This window comes from Paenibacillus sp. 7516, assembly GCF_002272715.1.
GTDB classification, from domain to species: Bacteria; Bacillota; Bacilli; order Paenibacillales; family Paenibacillaceae; genus Paenibacillus; species Paenibacillus illinoisensis_A.
The window spans coordinates 741,641-763,059 of the sequence record NZ_NPBI01000006.1; the positions used below are offsets into that span (position 1 = coordinate 741,641).

General features: G+C 47.8%; 20 protein-coding genes. 2 read left to right on the forward strand and 18 right to left on the reverse strand.

The window, feature by feature from the left end; genetic code table 11:
- Positions 1-55: 55 nt before the first annotated feature.
- The 11 genes from CHI14_RS06595 to CHI14_RS06645 all read right to left on the reverse strand — a co-directional run bounded on the left by CHI14_RS06595 (position 56) and on the right by CHI14_RS06645 (position 11,378).
- Positions 56-781 carry a LutC/YkgG family protein gene (locus CHI14_RS06595; protein ID WP_095287590.1) on the reverse strand — a complete coding sequence of 242 codons (726 nt, stop codon included), beginning with the start codon at positions 779-781 and terminating at the stop codon, positions 56-58.
- Complete coding sequence (locus CHI14_RS06600; RefSeq protein ID WP_095287591.1) at positions 771-2,288, reverse strand: LutB/LldF family L-lactate oxidation iron-sulfur protein; 1,518 nt, start codon at positions 2,286-2,288, stop codon at positions 771-773. The genes CHI14_RS06595 and CHI14_RS06600 overlap by 11 nt, the downstream gene beginning before the upstream one ends.
- The gene (locus CHI14_RS06605) at positions 2,285-3,013 is read right to left on the reverse strand and encodes a (Fe-S)-binding protein (RefSeq protein WP_095287592.1); all 729 of its coding nucleotides are present in this window, start codon (positions 3,011-3,013) and stop codon (positions 2,285-2,287) included. The genes CHI14_RS06600 and CHI14_RS06605 overlap by 4 nt, the downstream gene beginning before the upstream one ends.
- A gap of 90 nt (positions 3,014-3,103) precedes the next feature.
- Complete coding sequence (locus tag CHI14_RS06610; protein WP_095287593.1) at positions 3,104-3,865, reverse strand: DeoR/GlpR family DNA-binding transcription regulator; 762 nt, start codon at positions 3,863-3,865, stop codon at positions 3,104-3,106.
- A 2-nt stretch (positions 3,866-3,867) separates the two neighbouring features.
- The gene (locus CHI14_RS06615) at positions 3,868-5,361 is read right to left on the reverse strand and encodes a rhamnulokinase (RefSeq protein ID WP_095287594.1); all 1,494 of its coding nucleotides are present in this window, start codon (positions 5,359-5,361) and stop codon (positions 3,868-3,870) included.
- A gap of 203 nt (positions 5,362-5,564) precedes the next feature.
- Positions 5,565-6,080, reverse strand: a complete 516-nt coding sequence (locus tag CHI14_RS06620; protein WP_249281024.1) for a DUF2500 domain-containing protein — start codon at positions 6,078-6,080, stop codon at positions 5,565-5,567.
- A gap of 110 nt (positions 6,081-6,190) precedes the next feature.
- The gene (gene pepF, locus CHI14_RS06625) at positions 6,191-7,993 is read right to left on the reverse strand and encodes an oligoendopeptidase F (RefSeq protein WP_095287595.1); all 1,803 of its coding nucleotides are present in this window, start codon (positions 7,991-7,993) and stop codon (positions 6,191-6,193) included.
- A gap of 180 nt (positions 7,994-8,173) precedes the next feature.
- The gene (locus tag CHI14_RS06630; protein WP_095287596.1) at positions 8,174-8,533 is read right to left on the reverse strand and encodes a winged helix-turn-helix transcriptional regulator; all 360 of its coding nucleotides are present in this window, start codon (positions 8,531-8,533) and stop codon (positions 8,174-8,176) included.
- A gap of 205 nt (positions 8,534-8,738) precedes the next feature.
- Positions 8,739-9,302, reverse strand: coding sequence for a 6-phospho-3-hexuloisomerase (hxlB, locus tag CHI14_RS06635; protein WP_095287597.1), 564 nt, complete (start codon positions 9,300-9,302; stop codon positions 8,739-8,741).
- A gap of 4 nt (positions 9,303-9,306) precedes the next feature.
- Positions 9,307-9,939, reverse strand: coding sequence for a 3-hexulose-6-phosphate synthase (gene hxlA / locus CHI14_RS06640; RefSeq protein ID WP_090993813.1), 633 nt, complete (start codon positions 9,937-9,939; stop codon positions 9,307-9,309).
- A 356-nt stretch (positions 9,940-10,295) separates the two neighbouring features.
- Complete coding sequence (locus CHI14_RS06645) at positions 10,296-11,378, reverse strand: lactonase family protein (protein ID WP_095287598.1); 1,083 nt, start codon at positions 11,376-11,378, stop codon at positions 10,296-10,298.
- 215 nt (positions 11,379-11,593) lie between these two features.
- Here CHI14_RS06645 and CHI14_RS06650 point away from each other — a divergent pair, with 215 nt between their 5' ends.
- Complete coding sequence (locus CHI14_RS06650) at positions 11,594-12,526, forward strand: AEC family transporter (RefSeq protein WP_095287599.1); 933 nt, start codon at positions 11,594-11,596, stop codon at positions 12,524-12,526.
- On the opposite strand, the gene CHI14_RS06655 is transcribed toward CHI14_RS06650, so the two are convergent.
- From CHI14_RS06655 to CHI14_RS06675, 5 genes are all read right to left on the reverse strand, one after another.
- On the reverse strand, positions 12,501-13,091 hold the full coding sequence (locus CHI14_RS06655; RefSeq protein ID WP_095287600.1) for a DUF2062 domain-containing protein: 591 nt from the start codon (positions 13,089-13,091) through the stop codon (positions 12,501-12,503). The two genes, CHI14_RS06650 and CHI14_RS06655, sit on opposite strands and share 26 nt — an antisense overlap.
- A gap of 56 nt (positions 13,092-13,147) precedes the next feature.
- Entirely contained in the window at positions 13,148-13,606 is a 459-nt protein-coding gene (locus tag CHI14_RS06660) for an OsmC family protein (protein ID WP_095287601.1), read from the reverse strand.
- 203 nt (positions 13,607-13,809) lie between these two features.
- On the reverse strand, positions 13,810-14,577 hold the full coding sequence (locus CHI14_RS06665) for a DeoR/GlpR family DNA-binding transcription regulator (protein WP_095287602.1): 768 nt from the start codon (positions 14,575-14,577) through the stop codon (positions 13,810-13,812).
- A gap of 146 nt (positions 14,578-14,723) precedes the next feature.
- A complete protein-coding gene (locus CHI14_RS06670) occupies positions 14,724-15,854 on the reverse strand; it encodes an NADH-dependent flavin oxidoreductase (RefSeq protein ID WP_095287603.1) in 1,131 nt (376 codons plus the stop codon).
- A gap of 238 nt (positions 15,855-16,092) precedes the next feature.
- On the reverse strand, positions 16,093-16,770 hold the full coding sequence (locus CHI14_RS06675) for an SOS response-associated peptidase (RefSeq protein ID WP_095287604.1): 678 nt from the start codon (positions 16,768-16,770) through the stop codon (positions 16,093-16,095).
- 306 nt (positions 16,771-17,076) lie between these two features.
- Here CHI14_RS06675 and CHI14_RS06680 point away from each other — a divergent pair, with 306 nt between their 5' ends.
- The gene (locus CHI14_RS06680) at positions 17,077-19,074 is read left to right on the forward strand and encodes a beta-galactosidase (protein ID WP_095287605.1); all 1,998 of its coding nucleotides are present in this window, start codon (positions 17,077-17,079) and stop codon (positions 19,072-19,074) included.
- A 666-nt stretch (positions 19,075-19,740) separates the two neighbouring features.
- Here CHI14_RS06680 and CHI14_RS06685 read toward each other — a convergent pair.
- Positions 19,741-20,166, reverse strand: a complete 426-nt coding sequence (locus tag CHI14_RS06685) for an SMI1/KNR4 family protein (RefSeq protein WP_095287606.1) — start codon at positions 20,164-20,166, stop codon at positions 19,741-19,743.
- Between the two features lie 38 nt (positions 20,167-20,204).
- On the reverse strand, positions 20,205-21,287 hold the full coding sequence (locus CHI14_RS06690; RefSeq protein ID WP_170948033.1) for a colicin E5-related ribonuclease: 1,083 nt from the start codon (positions 21,285-21,287) through the stop codon (positions 20,205-20,207).
- Between the last annotated feature and the right edge of the window lie 132 nt (positions 21,288-21,419).

Below are 21,419 nucleotides of genomic sequence, written 5' to 3' on the forward strand. Positions count from 1 at the left end.
TTGTTTTGCTGGTTTATTAGTTAATTAATAGATTTAGAAGATTCAGACGTTCACTTTACCCCATAATCAGGCCGTATACTACCCCTGGACCATGTACACCAATCGTCAGGTCATTTTCGATATCGGAAGACCGGCTCGGACCGGAAATAAAATGAATACCTGCAGGAAGATTCTCTCTTCCTGCTTCATCAAAGCGATTCAGTGTCTCGCCCAAACGGGTATGCAGGCGTTCTACCGGAATGATAATGATTAATACGGTTGGCAGAAGGCTCACAGCACGTCCCTTCTCTGGTGAAGACAGCACCGTAACTGAACCTGTGTAAGCAGTCGCATAATCCGCCATAACCACGCCAATATCGGCCTCTGCGGCCCGGGCTTTCCAGTTTTCATCCGGCTTGCTGTTCCATACGGAAATCTGCACTTCCGGCAGCTCTGATTCAAGCTGCAATTCATCCAGTTCCTGTTCGTTCTGACGAATCACATACTTTGCTCCCAGTTCATTCGCTTTTGTTGTAATAAACGTGGAAGCTTCCTCCAGATTCTTCACCCGAGCAATGTGGGCACCGACACTCACAAAATTATCGGTAAATGCCTGTATACGTTTCTCTTCATCCCATTCCAGTTCATTCCAGAATGACGGCGCACCTCGAAAAGGCTGCGTTGGCGCATGATTTTGGCGGGGCCTTCTTAACTTGGTAGCAATACCATTCATAAACTTCTCCTGTTTCTCGCGCGACCGCTTCTCCAATTGGTTCAGCCACTGCTGATGCTCAGTGCTCATGCCTTCCGCCTCCTTGCTCCCGTTCTCGCAAAATGTGCTCCATCCGGTTGCGGACATTGCTATCCATTTCTTTTGGATCTTGATCCAGCTCCTGATCCAGCTTGCTCCACTGCTGGCGGAATGAACGTTTGGCCAGGCTCGGTGCAACTCGGTATGTGTTCCAGCCCTTGAGCGGACCAAGCTTGAGAGAGATTCCTTCATTACGCACAACAGCCTTCTGGCCAAGCTGGCCCAGACGAATCGCTGCACTGAAACGTTTGGAGCTGGATACCACTGCGGCAAATCCCTTCATGCCTGCTCCCTCCAGCTTGTTTCCGTGGCCCTCTTCAACCTTGCGTCTGCGTAAATACACGAGCATATCATGTAAAGGTATTTTGACAGGACAGGCCTCATAACACGCACCGCACAAACTCGAAGCGCTGGCAATGTCGTTCCACTCGTCTATATTCCCATTCAGTGCTGGCGTCAACACTGCACCAATCGGACCGCTGTAGGTTCCACCATAGGCATGACCGCCTATATGACGGTATACCGGACAAGCATTAAGACAGGCTCCGCAGCGTATGCAATTGAGCAGTTCCTGAAATTCAGGATCACCCAGCTGCAAGGATCTTCCATTATCCACAATAATAATATGCATCTCTTCTGGACCATCCCCGTCTGCTGTTCGGCGCGGCCCGGTGATGCCTGACATATACATGGTCAATTTTTGTCCTGTCGCGGAACGCGGCAGCAGCGTGGCCATCACTTCAAGATCGGTCCAGGAAGGAATGATACGCTCCATTCCCATCAGAGTAATTTGTGTCTTCGGTACAGTGGATACCATACGGGCATTGCCTTCATTTTCGAACAGCACCATGGAGCCTGTCTCGGCAATGGCGAAGTTACAGCCCGTCATGCCGATGTCAGCTTCGAGGAATTTTTCGCGCAGCTTTTTGCGTACAAACCCGGCGAGCACGGTTGTATCCGGTTCAAGGGTTTCCCCTGCTTCTTTTGATAATAATTCCGCAATCTGATAACGGTTCTTGTGAATCGCCGGAATAACGATATGTGAGGGGGCTTCCCCAGCCAACTGGATGATATATTCACCCAAATCGGTCTCAATGGCTTCAATGCCTGCAGATTCGAGCGCATGGTTTAGATGTACTTCTTCCGAAACCATCGATTTGGATTTGACGACGGACGCAGCTTCATTGTGGGCCGCTATATCGAGGGCAATTGCGGCTGCCTCGGCCGATGTATCTGCAAAATGGATATGGACACCGTTAGCACGGGCGTTATTGACGAATTCATTCAGATAATAATCCAGATGTGCGATTGTGTGCAGTCGAATCTGGCGGCCACGTTCCCGCCATTCATCCCAGTTTCCATGTTCTTCCGAAGCGGATTTCTTTCCGTTCCGCAGACGTTCTGTTGTGAACTTGACGGCTTTGCGCAGAAAATCATCATTGAGCGCGAGTTCCGCACGCTTCTTGACAGACACATCCATTACACCAGGCTGACTCATCCTGTTTGCACCCCCTCATACAGTAATTCCGCCAAATGCATGACACGCACCGGTTCATTCCGGTAGCGCAGATTACCTGCAATATTCATGAGACACGCCATATCCAGTCCAACAAGTACCTCGGCATCGGTCTCTTTGATATGATCGACTTTCTCGGTAACCATGGCGCCGGATATATCCGACATTTTCACAGCAAACGTTCCCCCGAACCCGCAGCAATCCTCTCCATACGGAAGGGGTACAAATTCCAGCCCTTTCACTGCAGACAACAGCGCCATCGGTTCGTCTTTCACCCCGAGCAGCCTGCTGCCATGGCACGATGGATGGTACGTAACCTTGTGAGGAAAATGGGCTCCCAGATCCGTTATCCCGAGCACCTGCACCAGAAATTGCGTAAATTCATAGGCTTTTGCTTCCAGCCGTTTTGCCTTTTCGAGCCACACCGGATCATCCGCAAACAGCTCGGGATAATGGTGAATCATATACGTGCAAGACCCGGAAGGACAGACTACAAAATCGCTGTCGTCAAATGCTTCCAGAATCGTCTTGGCTGCCACTCTCGTCTCATCCCAGTACCCGCTATTATAAGAAGGCTGACCGCAGCAAGTTTGGACAGGTGGAAATTCCAACCGAACGCCGTGAGCGGCAAGCAGTCTGACCATCGCTTCTCCGACACGCGGGTAGATGGCATCGCTGAGGCAGGTAATGAACAAGGAGACCTTCATAAATACACGCTCCCATAATCAATTAGTAGTTGATCTATTGAAGTTAACGCTAGGTATCAAGCAGAACGAGCTGACTACGTGCCCATATGCTTATACAGTCGTAATTTGGATGTCATAGTCCTTCAAACGTTTCATGAGATCACCGTCCGGCTGCTCATTGAGTATGACCGCATGAACCGCATTCAATCCGGTTACCCTGGCGAACGCTCGCACACCAAACTTGCTGGCATCTGCGAGCAAAATTACCTGGTCGGAGATGCCGACCATTTTTTGTTTCAACCTGGCTTGCAGTTCATTGGATTCGCTAATTCCGCCACCATCCAGATGGACCCCCTTGCAGGACAAGAACAGTTTATCAACGTGATACGTTTCCAGTGAGCGTTCGGCGAGCGGCCCGACAAACGATAGCGAACGCTGTGCCAATTGGCCCCCGGTAGAGATCACTTCTATCTTGTCCTTGCTGCTAAGTTCGGTCGCTACCTGAATCGAGTTGGTTAACACCGTCAGCGGAATATCCGGCATGTTCGCAGCCATATAACCTGCAGTGGTGCTGGCATCCAGGAGTATGCGATCCCCGGGGCGAATCATGGCAAGGGCTGCCTGAGCAATTCGCTTCTTCTCTTCCGCATGCGTCGTTTCCCTCACGCGATAGGGGATCTCCGGCTGATCATCCTTGATGCTCACAGCTCCCCCATGGGAGCGTTTCAATCGCCCGGCTTGTTCCAGCCGATCCAGATCGCGGCGAATGGTCTCTTCGGTTACCCTACAGCGATCACTTAGCTCGGACACACGCATGCTTCCGCTTTCATTAACCATCTCGACAATCCGATCATACCGCTCAGCAGCCAGCATGGTTACACCTCGCTTCCGGCTTGTGATTTCGATGAGTCCGTTAACCTAAGAAATCTGCCGTAAGCCTCTTCCCAAATCGATCTGTCTTTCGGTTCATACTCCGTTACCGGGAACGAATCACGTATGACTCTGCGCGCCTCCCATATGTCCTTAAACGCTCCGCTGGCAATCCATTGGACAGCCATGTTACCGATTGCACTTCCTTCTGCCGGACCTGCCCATACCGGTCTGCCAATAGAGCTTGCCGTCCACTGGCATAGCAATTGATTCTGGATGCCTCCACCGACCATGTGCAATCCATTGAAAGACTGACCCGATAATTGTTCCGTCCATTCCAGTACTCTTCTGTATTTCAGCGCAAGGCTCTCCAGGATGGATCTGGCAATAGCTCCTTGATCCTGTGGTTCTTGCTGCCCCGTATCTCGGCAATACTGGCGAATTCGAATGGTCATGTCACCTGCTGGCATAAACAGATCGTCATCTGGGTCAAATAAACTTGCAAATGGAGGAGCCACTTCAGCTTGTTTCAATAATTCAGCGTAACCGATCCCCTTCCCCTGACGCTCCCATTCACGCATGCTCTCCTGCAGGATCCAGAGTCCCATAATGTTCTTAAGCAAACGGAAGGCTCCGCCAGCCCCGCCTTCGTTCGTAAAGTTCAAGGCCAAACTTTCGGCAGTAATGGAAGGATGATCAATCTCCGTTCCCATCAAGGACCAGGTTCCACAGCTCAAGTAAGCAAACGAACGATCCGTTGCCGGGACAGCGACCACTGCTGAACCCGTATCATGCTCGGCTACTGCAATAACAGGAATCGCTGATATCCCCAATTCACCGGATATACTGCTGCGGAGTTGACCGACTCGTGTACCCGGCATCACCACTTCACCAAATAGCTGATCCGAGACCCCGATGTGGGCAAGCAATTCTCCGTCCCACTGCCCGCTCACCGGGTTATAGAGTTGTGTTGTCGTCGCATTGGTAAACTCATTCACCGCTTCTCCAGTCAAAAAGTACCGAAGCAGGTCCGGAATCATAAGGAAACGATCTGCTGCACCCAGCAGTGGTGAACCGTTCCGCTTCAGGGTTGCGAGCTGGTACAGGGTATTAAAACTTAGAAATTGAATACCTGTTCGCTCGAAGATCCGCTGGGAGGTTAACTCATTGCGAATCTGTTCCATCATGCCGTTAAACTGCCCATCACGATAATGATAGGGGTTACCGAGCAGTTCACCATTGTGGCCCAGAAGTCCAAAGTCAACTCCCCAGGAGTCGATCCCCAAACTGTCTGGCTGCTCTCCCTGCTGCTTGACCAAGTGCAGACCTTGCAGCAATTCATGATGCAAACGCAGAATGTCCCAGTGCATTCGCTCACCTGCTTTGACCGGCTCATTCTTGAATCGATGAACTTCGGTGGCCGTTATGCCCCGGTCATCCAAATGACCCAGCAGCGCCCTCCCGCTGCCAGCTCCCAAATCATATGCCAACACGCTCACTGCTCTACACCAACCTTCTATACAAATGTTGTTTATTCCCTTTGCTTAATTGTTTGTTTATTTTTGTTTTATACTGTTTTGCTTTATTTCACGAGTATATCACTGATGTAAGCGTTTGAATACCCTGTGTTTTGTTCTTTTCCAACAAAAAAACGACCTGATCCCTTGGATAAGTCGTTCTTCTATTTGGCATTACGTTTGGATTACGTATAAAAGCGGCCATTGCTTACGCCGGACTGAGACTGCACATCTCTCTCGAAATGCTTGAACCTTGTGCCCTGGTATGTCAGCATGCCTTGGTCATTTTCCACAAGCATGCCATAGTTGCTTCCGCCGACGTTCAGTTCCACACGTTCTCCATTATCCAGTTGAAATGTTGCATAGTACCAGGTCGAAGCACTGCTGTCTCCGCTTCCTCCGGTAACTTGGGTTCTCTTCGCCACCACTGTGCAGTGCAGCCTGAGTAGTGTTGCTGCATTATTAGAAGACCATGTTCGAACCCCTGAAATAATGGCGTATACAATCACACATGCAATGATGAGAAATATAGCACCAATAAATATGGATCCAAATGCACTCATGGCCCCAAACTCATTAAATCCCGAAAAAAAACCTCCCTGATTCCCCTCAAATCCCGGCACACTATTCATGTCGTCAAATACACCGAAGCCGTCTGTGGTTAATCGGCCCATCGATGAGGATATGTTGATCGTTGTCATTCATCATCATTCCTTTCCGGCCTCCAAAATAAGAATGCACCGCCCCTTGCCAAGGAGACGGTGCACGCGGACAACCTTACTTGCCTTGTCCATATACTATATGAGCGTAATTAGGAATACAGACGTTCAAGTTCATCAACCAGACTGCCTACATACGCTACGGCTGCACGAATCGGCTCGGGTCCGGTCATGTCCACACCTGCAAGTTTCATTAGCTCTTGAGGTGCGAGACTACCTCCTGCTTTTAATGCTTCGAGCCAGCGATCCACGGCAGGCTGTCCTTCCTCGCGAATCAGTCCGGCAGCTGCAGTCGATGCCGTCAAACCGGCTGCATAGGTGTAAGGGTACAGACCCATATAGTAATGAGGCTGTCTCATCCAGGTTAGCTTCGCCCCTTCATCCACAACCAGGTCTGGGCCCCAGAACGTGGAGAGAATATTCCCTTTGAGCTCACTGAGCAGCTTGGCTGTTATCGGTTCATCCTTGCTCGCAAGTGCATATACTTGGCGCTGTAATTCACCTTCAAGCAGGTGGGTTACGAAGTTATGGTAATACGTGTTGAGCAATTGCAAGATTACCCAGCGACGCATTCTTGGATTGTCAGAGCGTTTTAACAGATGGTCAGCCAGCAGCATTTCATTCATGGTAGATGGTGCCTCAATGAAATATAGAGAAGGCCTTGTATTGGTGATCCGCTGATAGCGTCCGGCAAGCATGAAATGTCCGGCATGTCCGACTTCATGAGCGAGCGTAAACGCACCGCGCATATTGTTAGCCCAAGAGATAAGGATGTACGAATGCGCACCATAAATGGATGAACAGAAAGCACCCGTTGACTTGCCGGCATTATCTGCGTAATCCACCCAACGTTCGCTGAATGCCCGCTCCACAATTTCGCCGTATTCGGGTCCAAGCACAGCAAGCGCTTCACGGATGAGCGTGCAGGCTTCCTCATATGTAATGGCCGGACTGAATTCAGGATCCAGTGGAGCCTTGAGATCGCAGAACATAAGCTTGTCCAGCCCCAGCTCGCGTTTCTTGAGAGCTGCAAGTTTGCGCATATGCGGTGCCAGTTCCTGCTGAATGATATCCAGGATATTGTTGTACATTTCTTTGCTAACTTGCTGCGGGCTAAGCAGCATGTCGGTGACGTCGTCGTAACCGCGGAGCCTTGATAAAACAACCTGTTTCTTCACTTCGGTTGCATAACCTTCGGCAAATGTATTTTTGTAATCATTTAGCTTGGAACTAAAGGCTGCATAAGCAGAACGGCGCAGCTTGGTATCGGAAGACATTTCGTAATTATTTTCATAGAAAGACCAGGAAAGTGGACGGTTATTGTCTTCTCCATCCAGCGCATCGTCGAAAGTCATGTCTGCCAGTTTACCGCGGAGGTAGATCCGGTAAGGCGAATCCAATACTTCACCGAGGGAAGCCAGCACCTTCTCTGTCTCCGGTGAGAGACGATGTGCTTTTTCCTGAAGAAGAAGGTTCAGGCTGCGAGCATAAGGCTCGAGTCCGGGAAGTTCTGCAATATAACGTTCCACTGTACCCTCGGGAAGATCCGCAATTTCCGAATGGACAAAAGACAAGGAAGACGACAGTGAAGATAGGATATCTCCCGCTTTGGCCGAGTTCTCAATGTTTACCGGATTGGTACTATCCTCTGATTGTTTCAGTCGTGCGTAGGATGCGGTCTTCACAATCCGTTCCTGAAGTGCTTCACGAGCGTCCAGACAAGCCAGCAGCTGTTCTGCACCTTCGCCCAGACGTCCTTTGAACGCTTCAATATCGACTGCTGCATCAGGAAGTGATCTGAGTTCCTGTTCCCACTCCGCATCAGTCCCGAACAAATCTGTCAGATTCCATGTCGTCTCCTGGCTTACCTCGTCGCGTGTACGTATTTTTTCCATCTGTATATGTCCTCCTCCTTGCATTTCCAATATCTCTCATCGTATCATATTACGACCGTTTATACCTGACATCTCCCAAATTGAGACTTTTGGTTCAAGCTGAATCAAAATAAACCGCTAAGGTGTGGAAATATTCCATATCTCAGCGGTTTATTTGACTTAGGTTAATTTGACTTGGACTTATTCTGATTTCCAGATTACATTTTCCCCGTAATTTTTGCCCCAATCGTACATGGCTCGCAGGACTGGCATCAGACTATGTCCATGGTCAGTCAAGCTGTATTCTACCCGAGGAGGGACTTCTGCATAAACCTTGCGCTCAATCAGCCGATCTTCCTCCAGCTCCCGAAGCTGGTTCGTCAGCATCTTTTGGGTGATATGAGGGATCAATCGCTTCAATTCACTGAATCGTTTGGTTCCTTCCAGGCCCAAGTGCCACAATATAATAAGTTTCCATTTGCCGCCAATAACAGCAAGGGTCAACTCTTTCTCACAGTTGATTTCTTTCAGATTTATCCGTTCCTTGACTTCGGCTGCCATGGCTCCGAGCCCCCTTAGCTTACATTCTTATATCAATAGGTACATTATTCGATATAGCTTCTCTCAATTCTACTACAGCATGGCCCGAATGCATAGGAGACGTGACCTATCACCATCTAAAGCATGACAGAAAGGACCGGCTTCCCTCTTATATATAAGGGACCGGTCCTGCCTATGTTTTGCTTCAAGATCTATAAGCGATTTTCTATTCCAGATTCGCGTGACGGCCAAACATGTCCGCCCCGGTCATCTCTTTCTTTTCCATCAACGTAAGTACCAGAGCATCCATAGCAAGCAGCAATCCTTGTTCAAAAAGCGAACCCATCGGCTGAATCGTGACTGCTGCACCTGATGTTGCCGTGTCCTCTTTCGCTGATGCAGGTAGACGAACAACAGTGCTGGCCAATTGACCAATGGTGGACTCCGGCTTGATCGTGATCAGGCCGACAGAAGCATCAGCTTTACTGGCCTTTTGAGCCATCGCCGCCAGACTGCCTGTTTCTCCCGAACCCGAGCATAACAAAAGGAAATCCTTCGGACTGATGCTTGGTGTGACAGTCTCCCCGACGACGAATACCCGGAGTCCCATCTGCATCAATCTCATGGCAAAAGCTTTTCCCATTAGTCCGGAGCGTCCGGCACCTGCCACAAAAATCTGTTCTGCATCCAGAATATGCTCAGCCATCGCCTGCATTTCCGAATCGTCGATCTGTTTTAGTGTACGTTCCAGCTCCTTCAGAATGTCAGCTGCGTATTGTCTGCTGCTCATTCCGTTACCCTTGTTGAACGAGACGTTGCATTTCAGCCGCAACTTTGGCTTTGTCTGCTTGTCCAGTGATTCCGCCGCCCACAATGACCAGATCCGGTTGTGCTTTGATTACTTCAGGCAATGTTTCCAGCTTGATGCCACCAGCTACAGCCGTTTTTGCGTTTTTCACAGCAGCTTTGATCGTTTGCAAATCTTCGAACGGGCTTTGTCCTTCAGCTTGCAGATCATAACCTGTGTGTACACAGATGTAATCTACGCCAAGCGAATCAACTTCACGAGCACGTTGTTCAAGGTTAGGCACGTTGATCATGTCCACAAGAACTTGTTTGTTTTGTTTCTTCGCTTCTGCTACTGCACCTTTGATCGTACTGTCATTGGTTGCCCCAAGCACAGTGATCAGATCCGCACCAGCTTCAGCTGCTTTCATGATTTCATAACCACCAGCGTCCATAATTTTGAGGTCCGCAAGAACTTGCAAATTAGGGAATGCTTCTTTCATCGCTTTTACCGCGTGAAGTCCTTCATTAATAACGATTGGTGTACCAATCTCAACGATATCGATATATTGTTCCACTTCTTTAACGAGAGCGATACCTTCAGGGATGTTTACCAGATCGAGTGCGAGTTGCAATTTCATGATTCATTTCTCCTTTGTTGTTCAAGTATGAGTATTGCTGTATAGGATTTCTAAATAATTAGCCTGCACCAATCAGCCTCTTCAGATGCATGCAACGTTTATCTTGGCTACTCATTCATTGTAGAGGCTGACTTTCCATTCAGGAAGTACGCACTTTGAAGTCAGGTAGTTACCTACACGATACTATTGACTAAATAATGTTGTTATAGGAATTGTAATGATCAAAATCAATCAAGGAACACTTTATAGAGAAGTAGCGAAAACAAAAAAACCTTTCTTACATCATTAAAAATACCCTGCTTTATGGCAGGGTATTTTTCCATGTATCTATGCATGTACAACTGGATCAATACGGTTTAGAAATAAACGGGTTTTACACATACCGGCTTGGATGCACCTGTACTATGTCCTGTGTATTTCAAACGTCCGCTTTCTTGATCGACCGTAAACGTAACGATGTTATTGGTATCACGGTTGGCTGCAATGAGCAATTTACCGTTCGGCGTCAATGCAAAGTGACGTGGATGCTCACCTTCTGCAGAAACGTGTTCTACCAGTTTCAGATGTCCTGTTTCAGCGTCTGCTGCAAATACAACGATGCTGTCATGTCCACGGTTCGATCCGTATACAAAACGGCCATCATTCGATACGGTAATTTCAGCAGTTGTATTTTCAGCGCCCTCATAGCCATCCGGCAGGGTCGACACAGTGGATACTTCAGTCAACTTACCTGCTGCTGCATCATAACGGTAAGACGTAATGGAAGAATCCACTTCGTTAATCACATAAGCGAACTGGCCATTCGGATGGAACGCCAAGTGACGTGGACCTGCTCCTGCATGAGTTTTTGTTTCGCTATGCAGCACAAGCTCATTGTTGTCAGCATCGATCGTGTAGATGGCAATCTTGTCAGCACCCAAATCCTGAACCATCATGTATTTGCCATCCGGGCTGAAGAAAGCAGAGTGAACATGAGGCTTGTCCTGACGCTCTGGATGTGCGCCTTTACCCTCATGTTTTTTCTCGTCCAAAAGCGCTCCAACTTCACCGTTATCCGTCAACGATTGCAGACCTACCAGTCCACCGTGATAGCTGGAGAGGATCAGGTAACGTCCCGAAGGATCGCGCTGGATATGACATGGTGGAGCCGAGATGGAATCATTACGATTAAGCAAGGATAATTTCCCTGTGGAAGGATCAATGTTCAGAGCAACCGCTTCGGACATTTTGTTTCCCTCTGGAGATACAGCTTCTCCAATCGCATATACATTGTTGTTTTCGGCATTAACGTTTACAAACGTTGGGTTTTTCACACCCGAGATGCCGTCCAGCTTGCTTAAGCTGCCTGTATCCTCATTCAATTCATATGCGTAAATGCCCTCATTTTCCGCTTCGGCATAAGAGCCGACCAATACGAGCAAGCGTTTTGATTCACTCATTACAGTTTCCTCCTCTATGTGTATGTAGTCTAGCTGCACCTCTTCTATAATAAATCTGCCATATCAAAATAGCAATCCGTCAGCCCTCTCCACGCTCAACATGCAGGGGCTCATGTACGTTATTGGAAAAATATCATGCGGCTATCCATTCACGATCCAGGACAACTTCTGCTATGATTAGATAGGTTTTTCATCATGAAAGGACTGAATTCGGGTTGCTGCAATCATTTCTGCTTACGTTGTATCATGTTTTTTTGCCCATATCCCTGCCAGTCATCGGAGGCATTCTGTTAAAGCGGTTCAAAAATTGGGATACCCGGTCACTATCAACCTTCTCCCTCTATATTCTGAGCCCTGCGCTTATCTTTGATACGCTGCTGCATGCCGAAATTACCTGGACGGACGTCACAGGCACGTTCTGGTTTTCCATTATTAATCTGATCGCGTTGTGGGCGCTGGCCGAACTATTAAGCCGGATCTTCCACCTGGGTGCAAGCGAAAAAGCAGGACTCACCCTTGTCTCCACGTTTACAAACTGTGTGAATTACGGGCTCCCGCTCGTTTTGCTTGCCTTTGGACAACTGGGATTGGACAAGGCCTCGGTCTATGTGATCGGACAGATGATTATTGTGAATACGGTCGGGATCTTCTTTGCAGCCAGGTCGGAATTCACGGTCAAACATGCCATTTTGTCCGTGTTCCGTATGCCGTCCATTTATGCCGCAGTCATTGCAATCGTTCTGCGGTCCACCAGCATCAGTCTTCCTGAAGCTCTGGATAGTGGCATCGCGATGCTTGCAGCGGGGTATTCCCCGGTTGTGCTTGCCATATTGGGTGCACAGATGTTACGACCACGCGGTTCCGCTGAGCCATGGCAGCCTAATGTACGGCGTGCTTTCTGGACTGGACTTGTCGTGCGTCTCGCTGCTGCGCCGGTACTATCTTACCTGATTCTGACCGCACTCCAGGTCGAAGGCACCTTATTTAGTGTACTGCTGATTCTGGCATCCATGCCGACGGCAGTGAACGCAGTGATTTTGGCTGAACAATTCAATGCCTCTCCGCAATTTGTATCCCGCTGCATTCTATGGACAACTGCCGCATCCATGGTCATTCTGCCGGTTATGATTGTGATGTCTTCCGGATAAGCACGGGTGCTGGTCCAGGAGACATCGTCGCTAGGCGGCGCTTCTCCAATCTCCGTTCATGGCGACGCCGTAGAGCTCTGATATAGAAGAATTTGACCACAAAATACGAAATGAACCCCAGGATCATGCCAAAGACAGACATGCCTGCGAGGATATCGAGCCCACCCAGCAATAGTTCGCTCAGCGCAGACCAATTGCCGCGAAATAGCTCCATGAAGGCACTCTCGTGCACAGGGCCCTGTCCCATGCTGTGTGCTGGCAATATCCATGACCCGATCTGCTTGGCAAGCGGCATGAGCAAAATCGGCAGAAACGTCAGTTTTCCGATCACATTACCCACGATGGCAGCCGGAAGTGAACCGCCAGACAATCGCACAATGGGGTAAAACACGAGATAGATCAGTGATGCCGTGGAGATAACGATCAATTCGAGACCAAAACCGATCGCAAATCCGGTGGAAACCTTATGTGCTCCTCCGGGAGCACGTAACAATTTAAGAAAATTCAGCTTCAACGCACGCGTTAAACGTGCGAATCGGTTCGCTTTGCTTTTCTGTGAATTCATACCGAACTTCCCCTTATTTTACACAAATGACGGCTCGCGCCGTCTCTTCATATCTATTAGACTGTTCTAACATCGGCTATGACAATGACAGGCTGCGTTTCGATGGTTACATTCCCTGCGACCGCTCTTGATATCATACAAGACTCTTCGGCCTTATGTGCAAGTCGATCCGCTTTGGTCAGCTCAGCCTCTGTTGCATTAGACTGGAGCACAATGCGTGGTCGATGCACAATTCGTTCATAGGTAAATATGTTATTGGTGACATCCACTGTTGCTTCCGATTCCAGTGTCAGCTCATGCGGTGTAATATCCGACCGTTCCAGCATGGCCGCCAGCGTGATCAAATAACAGGTGGAGGCTGCACCCAGCAGCATTTCATCCGGATTGGTTCCTGTACCTGGCCCCCCCATCTCCTGAGGGATGGATATGACCGATTTTAATCCTCCCGCATCAATTGTGCCCTCACTGTTGCGTCCGCCGTTCCATACGGCTTTCAGATGAAAAGGATGTTTCATTTCACTCATTCCTTTCTTGAAAAATAAAAAATGAATCTACACAAGAGAACTCCGAAGTCAGAAATCTTTCAATCGCTGTTATCCCCAGATTTTTTTAATCCCTTGTTATAGGGGAAATCCGGTGATAAATGCGACCACTCCGCTTTTCCAGTTCTTCTGCCCTCTCCGTTCAAGTGTAGATATTAACTTATACTTTTCTATAACTACACTCGTTTACAAGGTATAGATTGTTCGTTCAGTGCGCTAACAAGCTCTTCGTTCAACCCCACATCGGTAATGACCTGTGTCACACTGCTGAGTACTGCAACTCTCGTAAAAGCCCGTATATCGAACTTGCTCGAATCTGCGAGCAAAATAACTTCATCCGCAATACTGATCATCTTCTGTTTCACCAAAGCCTGCAATTCGTTCGATTCGCTGATGCCTTTGGTCAAATGCACTCCTTTGCAGGACAGAAATACCTTGTCCACATGGTAGGCATCCAGTGAACGTTCAGCGAGCGGGCCTACAAAAGACAATGACTTGGAAGCAAGCTGCCCTCCCGTGGCAATAACCCTGATCTGTTCCTTGCCGCTCAGTTCAGCGGCCACCTTGATGGAGTTGGTCAATACAGTCAGCTGAATATTCGGCAGCCCTGCAGCCATATACCATGCCGTTGTGCTGGCATCCAGTGCAATCCGGTCGCCTGGCTGTACCATTTTGATGGCTTCTTCGGCTATTCTTCGCTTTTCTTCAGCATGTGTAATCGCCCGTTCAGGATAAGGGATCTCCGCTTGTCCTTCTTCTTTGTATTTTACACTTACCGCACCGCCGTGGGATCTCCTTAACCTGCCAGCCTGCTCCAGCTTGTCCAGATCGCGGCGAATCGTCTCCTCCGTCACCCCGCAGCGCTCACTAAGCTCGGTTACACGCATGCTTCCCTGCGCATCCACCCATTCCACAATTTTCTCATAACGTTCAGCCACGAGCATTATTTCTTCACTCCAAACCGTTGATATCCAAAATGAATCCTGTACATCCCATCATACCACAGTGCTACCTGAAGGAGAATTTTATCGGGATGAAGAACGTGCAAAAAGAGGGAGCATAGGCTCCCTCCATAACATGCTGAGATGTATTATTTATCGTCTGCCAAAGGGAACCAGCCCGGCGTGTTAATGATGGCATTCCACAATCCGTCAGGGATAACCAGACGCTCCTGATCCGCTTTTGTCAAAACGGTCTCGATATCCTCTTCTCGTCCGCTCTCGATTTTTTCTACCCAGTCCGGTTCAATAATCAACTCACGTCCGATGGCAAGCAGTGGCACGCCAGTCTGAAGAGCTTCCGCTGCCTCGTCTGCCGTATGGATTGCACCTACACCAATAACCGGCAATTTTCCGCCTACACGGTCCAGGATAAATTCCATTCTGGAACGGGTATCTGCTTCGCCGCGTCGTGGTTTGGACCAGAACTCGTTCAGGGATACATGCAAGTAATCCAGATTTTTTTCTTTCAGTGCGTCAATGAGTGCGTAAGTCTCTTCCATAGTCAAACCCGGTGTTTCCGGTTCTTCAGGAGAGAAACGGTATCCGACAATAAACGGCAGCTTGGTATGTTTCGCTACAACCTTATTCACTTCATCAACAACGGCCAGCGGGAATGTCAGGCGTTTCTCAATGCTGCCACCCCAGCGGTCTTCCCGGCGATTGGAATGCGGAGAGACGAACTGCTGGATCAAGTAACCGTTCGCACCGTGGATCTCTACACCGTCAAATCCTGCTTCAATGGCACGACGTGTCGCTTCACCGAAATCGTTGATGATGGACGTAATTTCTTCGTCAGACAGTTCTCTTGGTAGAGGAGATCCTGGACGTTCACTGGCAACTGCGCTTGGTGCTACCACTTGACCAGCGGGTACAGCTTGTTCCGGAGTGAGACGTCCGGCATGGAAGATCTGAAGTACTGCTTTGGAACCTTGCTGCTTGATCGTGTCGGCGAGGCGTTTCAGGCCCGGAACGAAGCTATCGTCATAGGCTGCAAATTGCGCCGGAAATCCGATACCGTTCGGTGTAACATACGTTACGGCAGTCACGGACATGCCTGCACCGCCAGTACGACGAGCATAATAAGCCAGTTCAGCATCCGAGACGGTACCGTCGGGATTCGAGGACATATGAGTCATAGGAGCGAGTACGATCCGGTTTTTGAGTCTAATGCCATTTGGTAGTGAAACTTGTTCAAAAATTTGGCTATACTTTGGATTCATTCGTGGTTCCCTCCTGATTATAATATCTCTTTAAATAGATATATGAATACGTATTTCGATTACTGTAACCATTATAGTTACTATTACTTCATATTTCAACTTTTCATTCCCAAAATTTTTTTTGGACGATTCAATTCCTTCATTTATTAATCACAATCACGCCGTTTCAAGCTCACAGCAAAAAGGGCGAAGTGACATCCTACACTCCGCCCCATGGATCGCCATCCACCATATGCGTTTAGAAATTGCGTACATATGCGAGTTTCAGATCCATCTCTTCCACACATTCATAACAATCATGTTCATCATTAGCTACCATAGGTGTCACCGGGTACAGGTTCATATCTGTCGTATTGTACGATTTCAGAAGTGGCAGCAGCTGTGTCACCCGTGTATTAGCAGGGTCAAGCCATGTGTTGATTTCATCTTCCGAGAGAATCGCCGGCATTTTGTTCCCGAACTCCCGGGTCACCATGTTGGCACCAGTCATTAGCATCGTACAGGTGCGAAGCGGCTCCTTGCGGGTGTCTCTCCAAATTTCATATAATCCTGCGATACCAAACAACCCCCGGTCCGGCATTACCACTCGTACTGCATAGCTTTTTTTGCCTTCCTTGCGCCAGTAATACAGTCCATTACATGGGATAACACACCGTTTCGTTTCCACCAGTTTGTAGTAGGATGGGTTCTCATGTACAGTCATCAGGTTGGCATTGACGGCATCACGCCCCCAGAACGGAATAAATCCCCAGCGAAACTCATCCAATACCCGTTCACCGTCCTGATGCAAAATGATCGGCGTATGCTGCGTCGGACTAATGTTATAGCGGTTCTTGTAATAGTACATCACGCGTTCAATCTTGAAATGGTCCCTCACTTCATCCAGATCAGCTGCCAATGAAAAACGATTGCACATGCCTAACGCTTCCTTCCCTGTGTGAATTTGAATGTATTGTTTGTAATTAAAGGGAAATTATGCATGGCCATATTCAAAGAATTGATGCGCAACCATTGCGTACAAGACGTTACATTCAAGACAATTATAAAAATGACAAGATCATGCTAATCATCGCAACATGATGTTATACTCCGCTGAAAATATCCATTATACAATGAGTTAGAACACCTTAATGTTCATAGGATGGCGTTGCTGCTATGACCGTTTCAAGCATATGAACTTCATATGCCGTTTACTATTTCGACAACAAAGGAGCTAATTCATATGGAATTCAACCGTCCCGTTCGAATGGGCGTCGATTATTATCCAGAGCATTGGGACTCTGCGTTATGGGAACAGGATGCACGTTTGATGGCCGATAGCGGTGTACACCTTGTGCGTGTGGGTGAATTTGCGTGGAGTCGCATGGAACCTGCGGATGGGCAGTTCGATTGGAAATGGCTTGATCAGGCCCTGGATATCCTGCACAGTCATGGATTAGAGATCATCATTGGAACCCCCACCATGACACCACCACGCTGGCTCACTGAGAAATGTCCGGATATTCTGCCTATACTTCCAAATGGTCAACGATACCACGAAGGGGTTCGTGGCCACCGCTGCTATAACAGTCCGAGCATGAGAACTTACAGTGCACGCATCGTGCAGAAACTGTCTGAACGTTATGCAGAGCACCCGGGAGTAGTGGGCTGGCAAACAGACAATGAATTCAGCTTCACGGATTGCCAGTGTTCCGCCTGTGCGGACGCGTTTCGCGAATGGGTTCAAGCGCGTTATTCGACGCTGGAACAAGTCAATCAACGCTGGGGTACGGTGGTGTGGAGCGGTGAATACAGTGATTGGGAACAGATCACGCCGCCTTACGGGGGTTCCACGTTTCAGAACCCTTCTTTCTTGCTGGACTATTCCCGTTTTCAGTCGGATTCCATCGTCGCCTTTCAGCAGATTCAGGTAGACATCATTCGCCGCAATTGTTCTGACCATGCGATTACGCATAATTTCCATAGTTATCCGCAGAAGGCGGATCAATATAAGATTGCAGCAGAGCTCGATTTCGCTTCTTTTGATTATTATCCGAATCCATCACCAAACAAAATCGAAACGGCACCATACAGTGGGGCACTGTCTCTGGATCTGACACGTGGCATCAAACGCCGAAATTTCTGGATTATGGAACAGCTAAGCGGACCGCCAGGGTGCTGGTTTCCGATGTGGCGCGCACCGCGTCCGGGTTTTCTGCGTGCTTACTCGTGGCAGACCATAGCCCGCGGAGCCGATACGGTTGTGCATTTCCGCTGGCGGAGTGCTACGGTAGGAGCAGAACAGTTCTGGCATGGCCTGATCGACCACAGTAATGTGCCCGGCCGGCGGTTTAAAGAATTCCAGCAGCTGTGCACGGAGGTGAACAGACTCGGCGAGCGACTGCAAGGTTCAACTCTGGACAATGAAGTTGCCATCCTGCATTCGCATGAGCAAACATACGCCCTGCATATTCAACCTCAGGCTGAAGGATTGAACTACTATGAAAACATAAAAGTATGGCATCGTGCCTTGACCAAAATGGGAATCAGTACAGATGTCATCCACGCTTCCGCATCACTGGACGGATACAAAATCATTATTGCTCCTCATCTGTATCTCCTGGACGAGGCAACCGCAGAGCGACTCCAGGCATTTGCAGCTGCAGGAGGAACCCTGATCCTTACACATCGTTCCGGCGTTAAGGATGACCATAATGTATGTGTGATGGCCCCGCTGCCGGGCTTGTTGTCCGCTTGTTCGGGCGTGAGAGTGACTGAATATGACCCAGTAGGCGGCGACACCCTTACGATTCGGGATGATCAGGGCAATGAATATGCCGCATCTCAGTGGGCAGATGTACTTGAACTTGATACGGCACAACCAGTTGCTGTATATGCGGATCAATTCTATGCCGAAAGTGCAGCCGTTACGCGAAACCCGTGGGGTGAGGGTGAGGTCTATTACATAGCCACCCAGCCAGAAGAGGCCTATTTGCGCAAGTTACTGCGAACGATTGGCGACAAACGCCAACTTGTGGGGATTGAAGCTCTACCTGACGGGGTCCAGATCACCACCCGGACGGGTCCGAATGGATCATTTCGTTTTATTCTGAACTTAAGCCCCGAACCTGTCTCCATACAGTTGAATGATACCTATACGAGTGCTCTGGACGGCACAGTCAAAGGCCCTCATCTGGAACTCGGTGCTTACGATATTGAAATTATACAGATTACTGAGTAAGCAGCATCCCGTCCCTCGAATAATGTGTTTATAAGAAAAGGCCCGGTGTGCAAGTACAATGCAACCGGGCCTTAACATTTAAATGGAAACCACCAGTATACTTGTAGAAATCAAGTGCCCACTCATCAAGTAAAGTCTACTGCAGTTTCAGGGCTTCCCGTCTTTATTTATCTAATCTTTTTCTTAGAGGAATTTAGAATAATGAGAAGACAATACTCAAAAAAAATAAAAATGGCTCTGCGCAATTCTCTGGCGAGTTCATTAACTCTAACGTTCACTCTCCGGAAGCTGAATCGTAACTACAAATGTGGACACCAAACAGCAAGTTGGCCCCTGGTAGTAAAGTACGATCGTGGAGTTAAGGCCTGCTTGCTACTCTATTAATCTTTTCCGTTTTGATAATGATTTTTTCATCTGCAGGTAAGACAGCAGTTTAGCTTTCCCTAAATACAAATCATTTTGGCCATGGAGAGTTCTCTAGTTTCATAATATAGCAAATTTGATCTTTTGGTCTCTCGTATCTCACTATTTTTAGAGTCCAGGAAAATCACATAACTATTCAATGTGAAGGTAGCGTTTAGCTGACCTACTTCATTTATAATCGTTTCTGTGTTCATTGAGCATAGGAATCAAGTATAGATTCTAGCCATGCTGAGGTCAGATCAGCTAATTAAATTGTTGGACAAACTCCGTAAAGTCTGCTGCAATATAAGTATGCAGAGGGTTGTCAGAACGTATCGTTTCTACATAAATAATGCTAGGATGAGGCAAGTTGCTGAAATTAAAGCAAAACAGGTTACCCTCCTCATCTATAGCAAAAGGAAAATGATTAAGAGGAAGACTGTTCTTTTGCTCATTGTATACATCTAATATATCAAGATCATCAAATGCAATGAATGTTAGGAAGGAAGAAAACATAACTTTCTTTCCATTGATATTCAACGTCCGTTGTAAAGGCTCTGCACCGTGATATTTTTGAATAAAGTTAATGTACTCTGAAGGAAACTGTATACCCCATTTTTTTTCTACTAACCTTACTGCACGCATATCAACAGAAGAATACTCCGTGCTCCATGTATTATTATCGACCATATGCTCTACTCCCTATTTATGATTTAAATGAATTGTATCTATTTAACCCATTTGATATCATCATCTGACCAGTATGTGCTCCAATCGGGGTCATCCACTTGACTAACTTGGATAATTTCTCCCGTATCATTTCTTCTAACAACATAACCACTATCTTTGTGATAATATACTGTAACCGGTGCATTATTCTGTCCTTTTCTTTGATCAACCCAGTCTACAGTCCCTGCTGGTTCATTTATAGCTTCACTCAGTCGTTGATCATTCCAACCACGTTCAGTAATTTGATCTGCAATACTTTTGCCACCTCTTTTTGTAGGTTCTTGGCTATAGTGAAAGGGCTCTCCAGAATAACTTTCCATTTGAGAATTCATCCCATGTCCATTACTTCCACCCGAATCGGTATGAGGTGAATGATGCTGCTTACCATCGATGGACTTTAATCCAACCCTTCTTCCAAAGACACCAAGTAGCATGGAAGTTGTAATATTTGCAGCATACTCTGCCCCGCCCTCTTGCTTCATTTTATCGAATTCAGCTGCTATTTTCTTCTCTGCCTGTTCGCGGGTATCTCCATTGTCCCAACCATAGTTCCAAGTGAAGGCAATTCCGTTCCCTATGTCAGTGATCGTACCAATGGTATTATCATACAAAAGCTCCCCCGTTGTATCCAGAGGATGTTCAATGAAATCTTTGCCTAGTTGGAGGATAGAATCCCCAATTGCAGCTACATTCTCCCCAGCCTGATTGAAGAAAGCATTCACATGTTCCTCGACACTTCGTTTAGGAGGTGGATCATTGGGGCCACATACGAGATTGTTGGTACGGGGTGTACCTGGGTTAGCCTGATACTCTAGTAACGAGGATATATTAACCATAGTTGAATCGGTATCCACAAAGCGATCACGTATTTGTTCCAACCGTAGGGATACCATGTGGAGCAGCTCCAGAGTGTTATTCAAGTTTTTCTCCGCATAGCGGTATAGATGGGCAAAACGCTCAGCTGTCTCTCCTTCAAATCCACCAATCAACGGAGTAAGATGGCTGTTTACTTTATCCAGAATTTGCTGCAAGTGCCCGTGTCCTAACTTAAACAGTCCAATCGTATGTGTCATTTGATCCACAGGAATCTGTATCTTTGTCATTGTCTCAACCCTCAGTTCTACATCTATCCTACAGTTTAATCGATGTTAGACGCTGTTTTTAAGGAGCGATAGTTCTATTTATGTGTAACCATTTTACTAGAATTTCCAGAC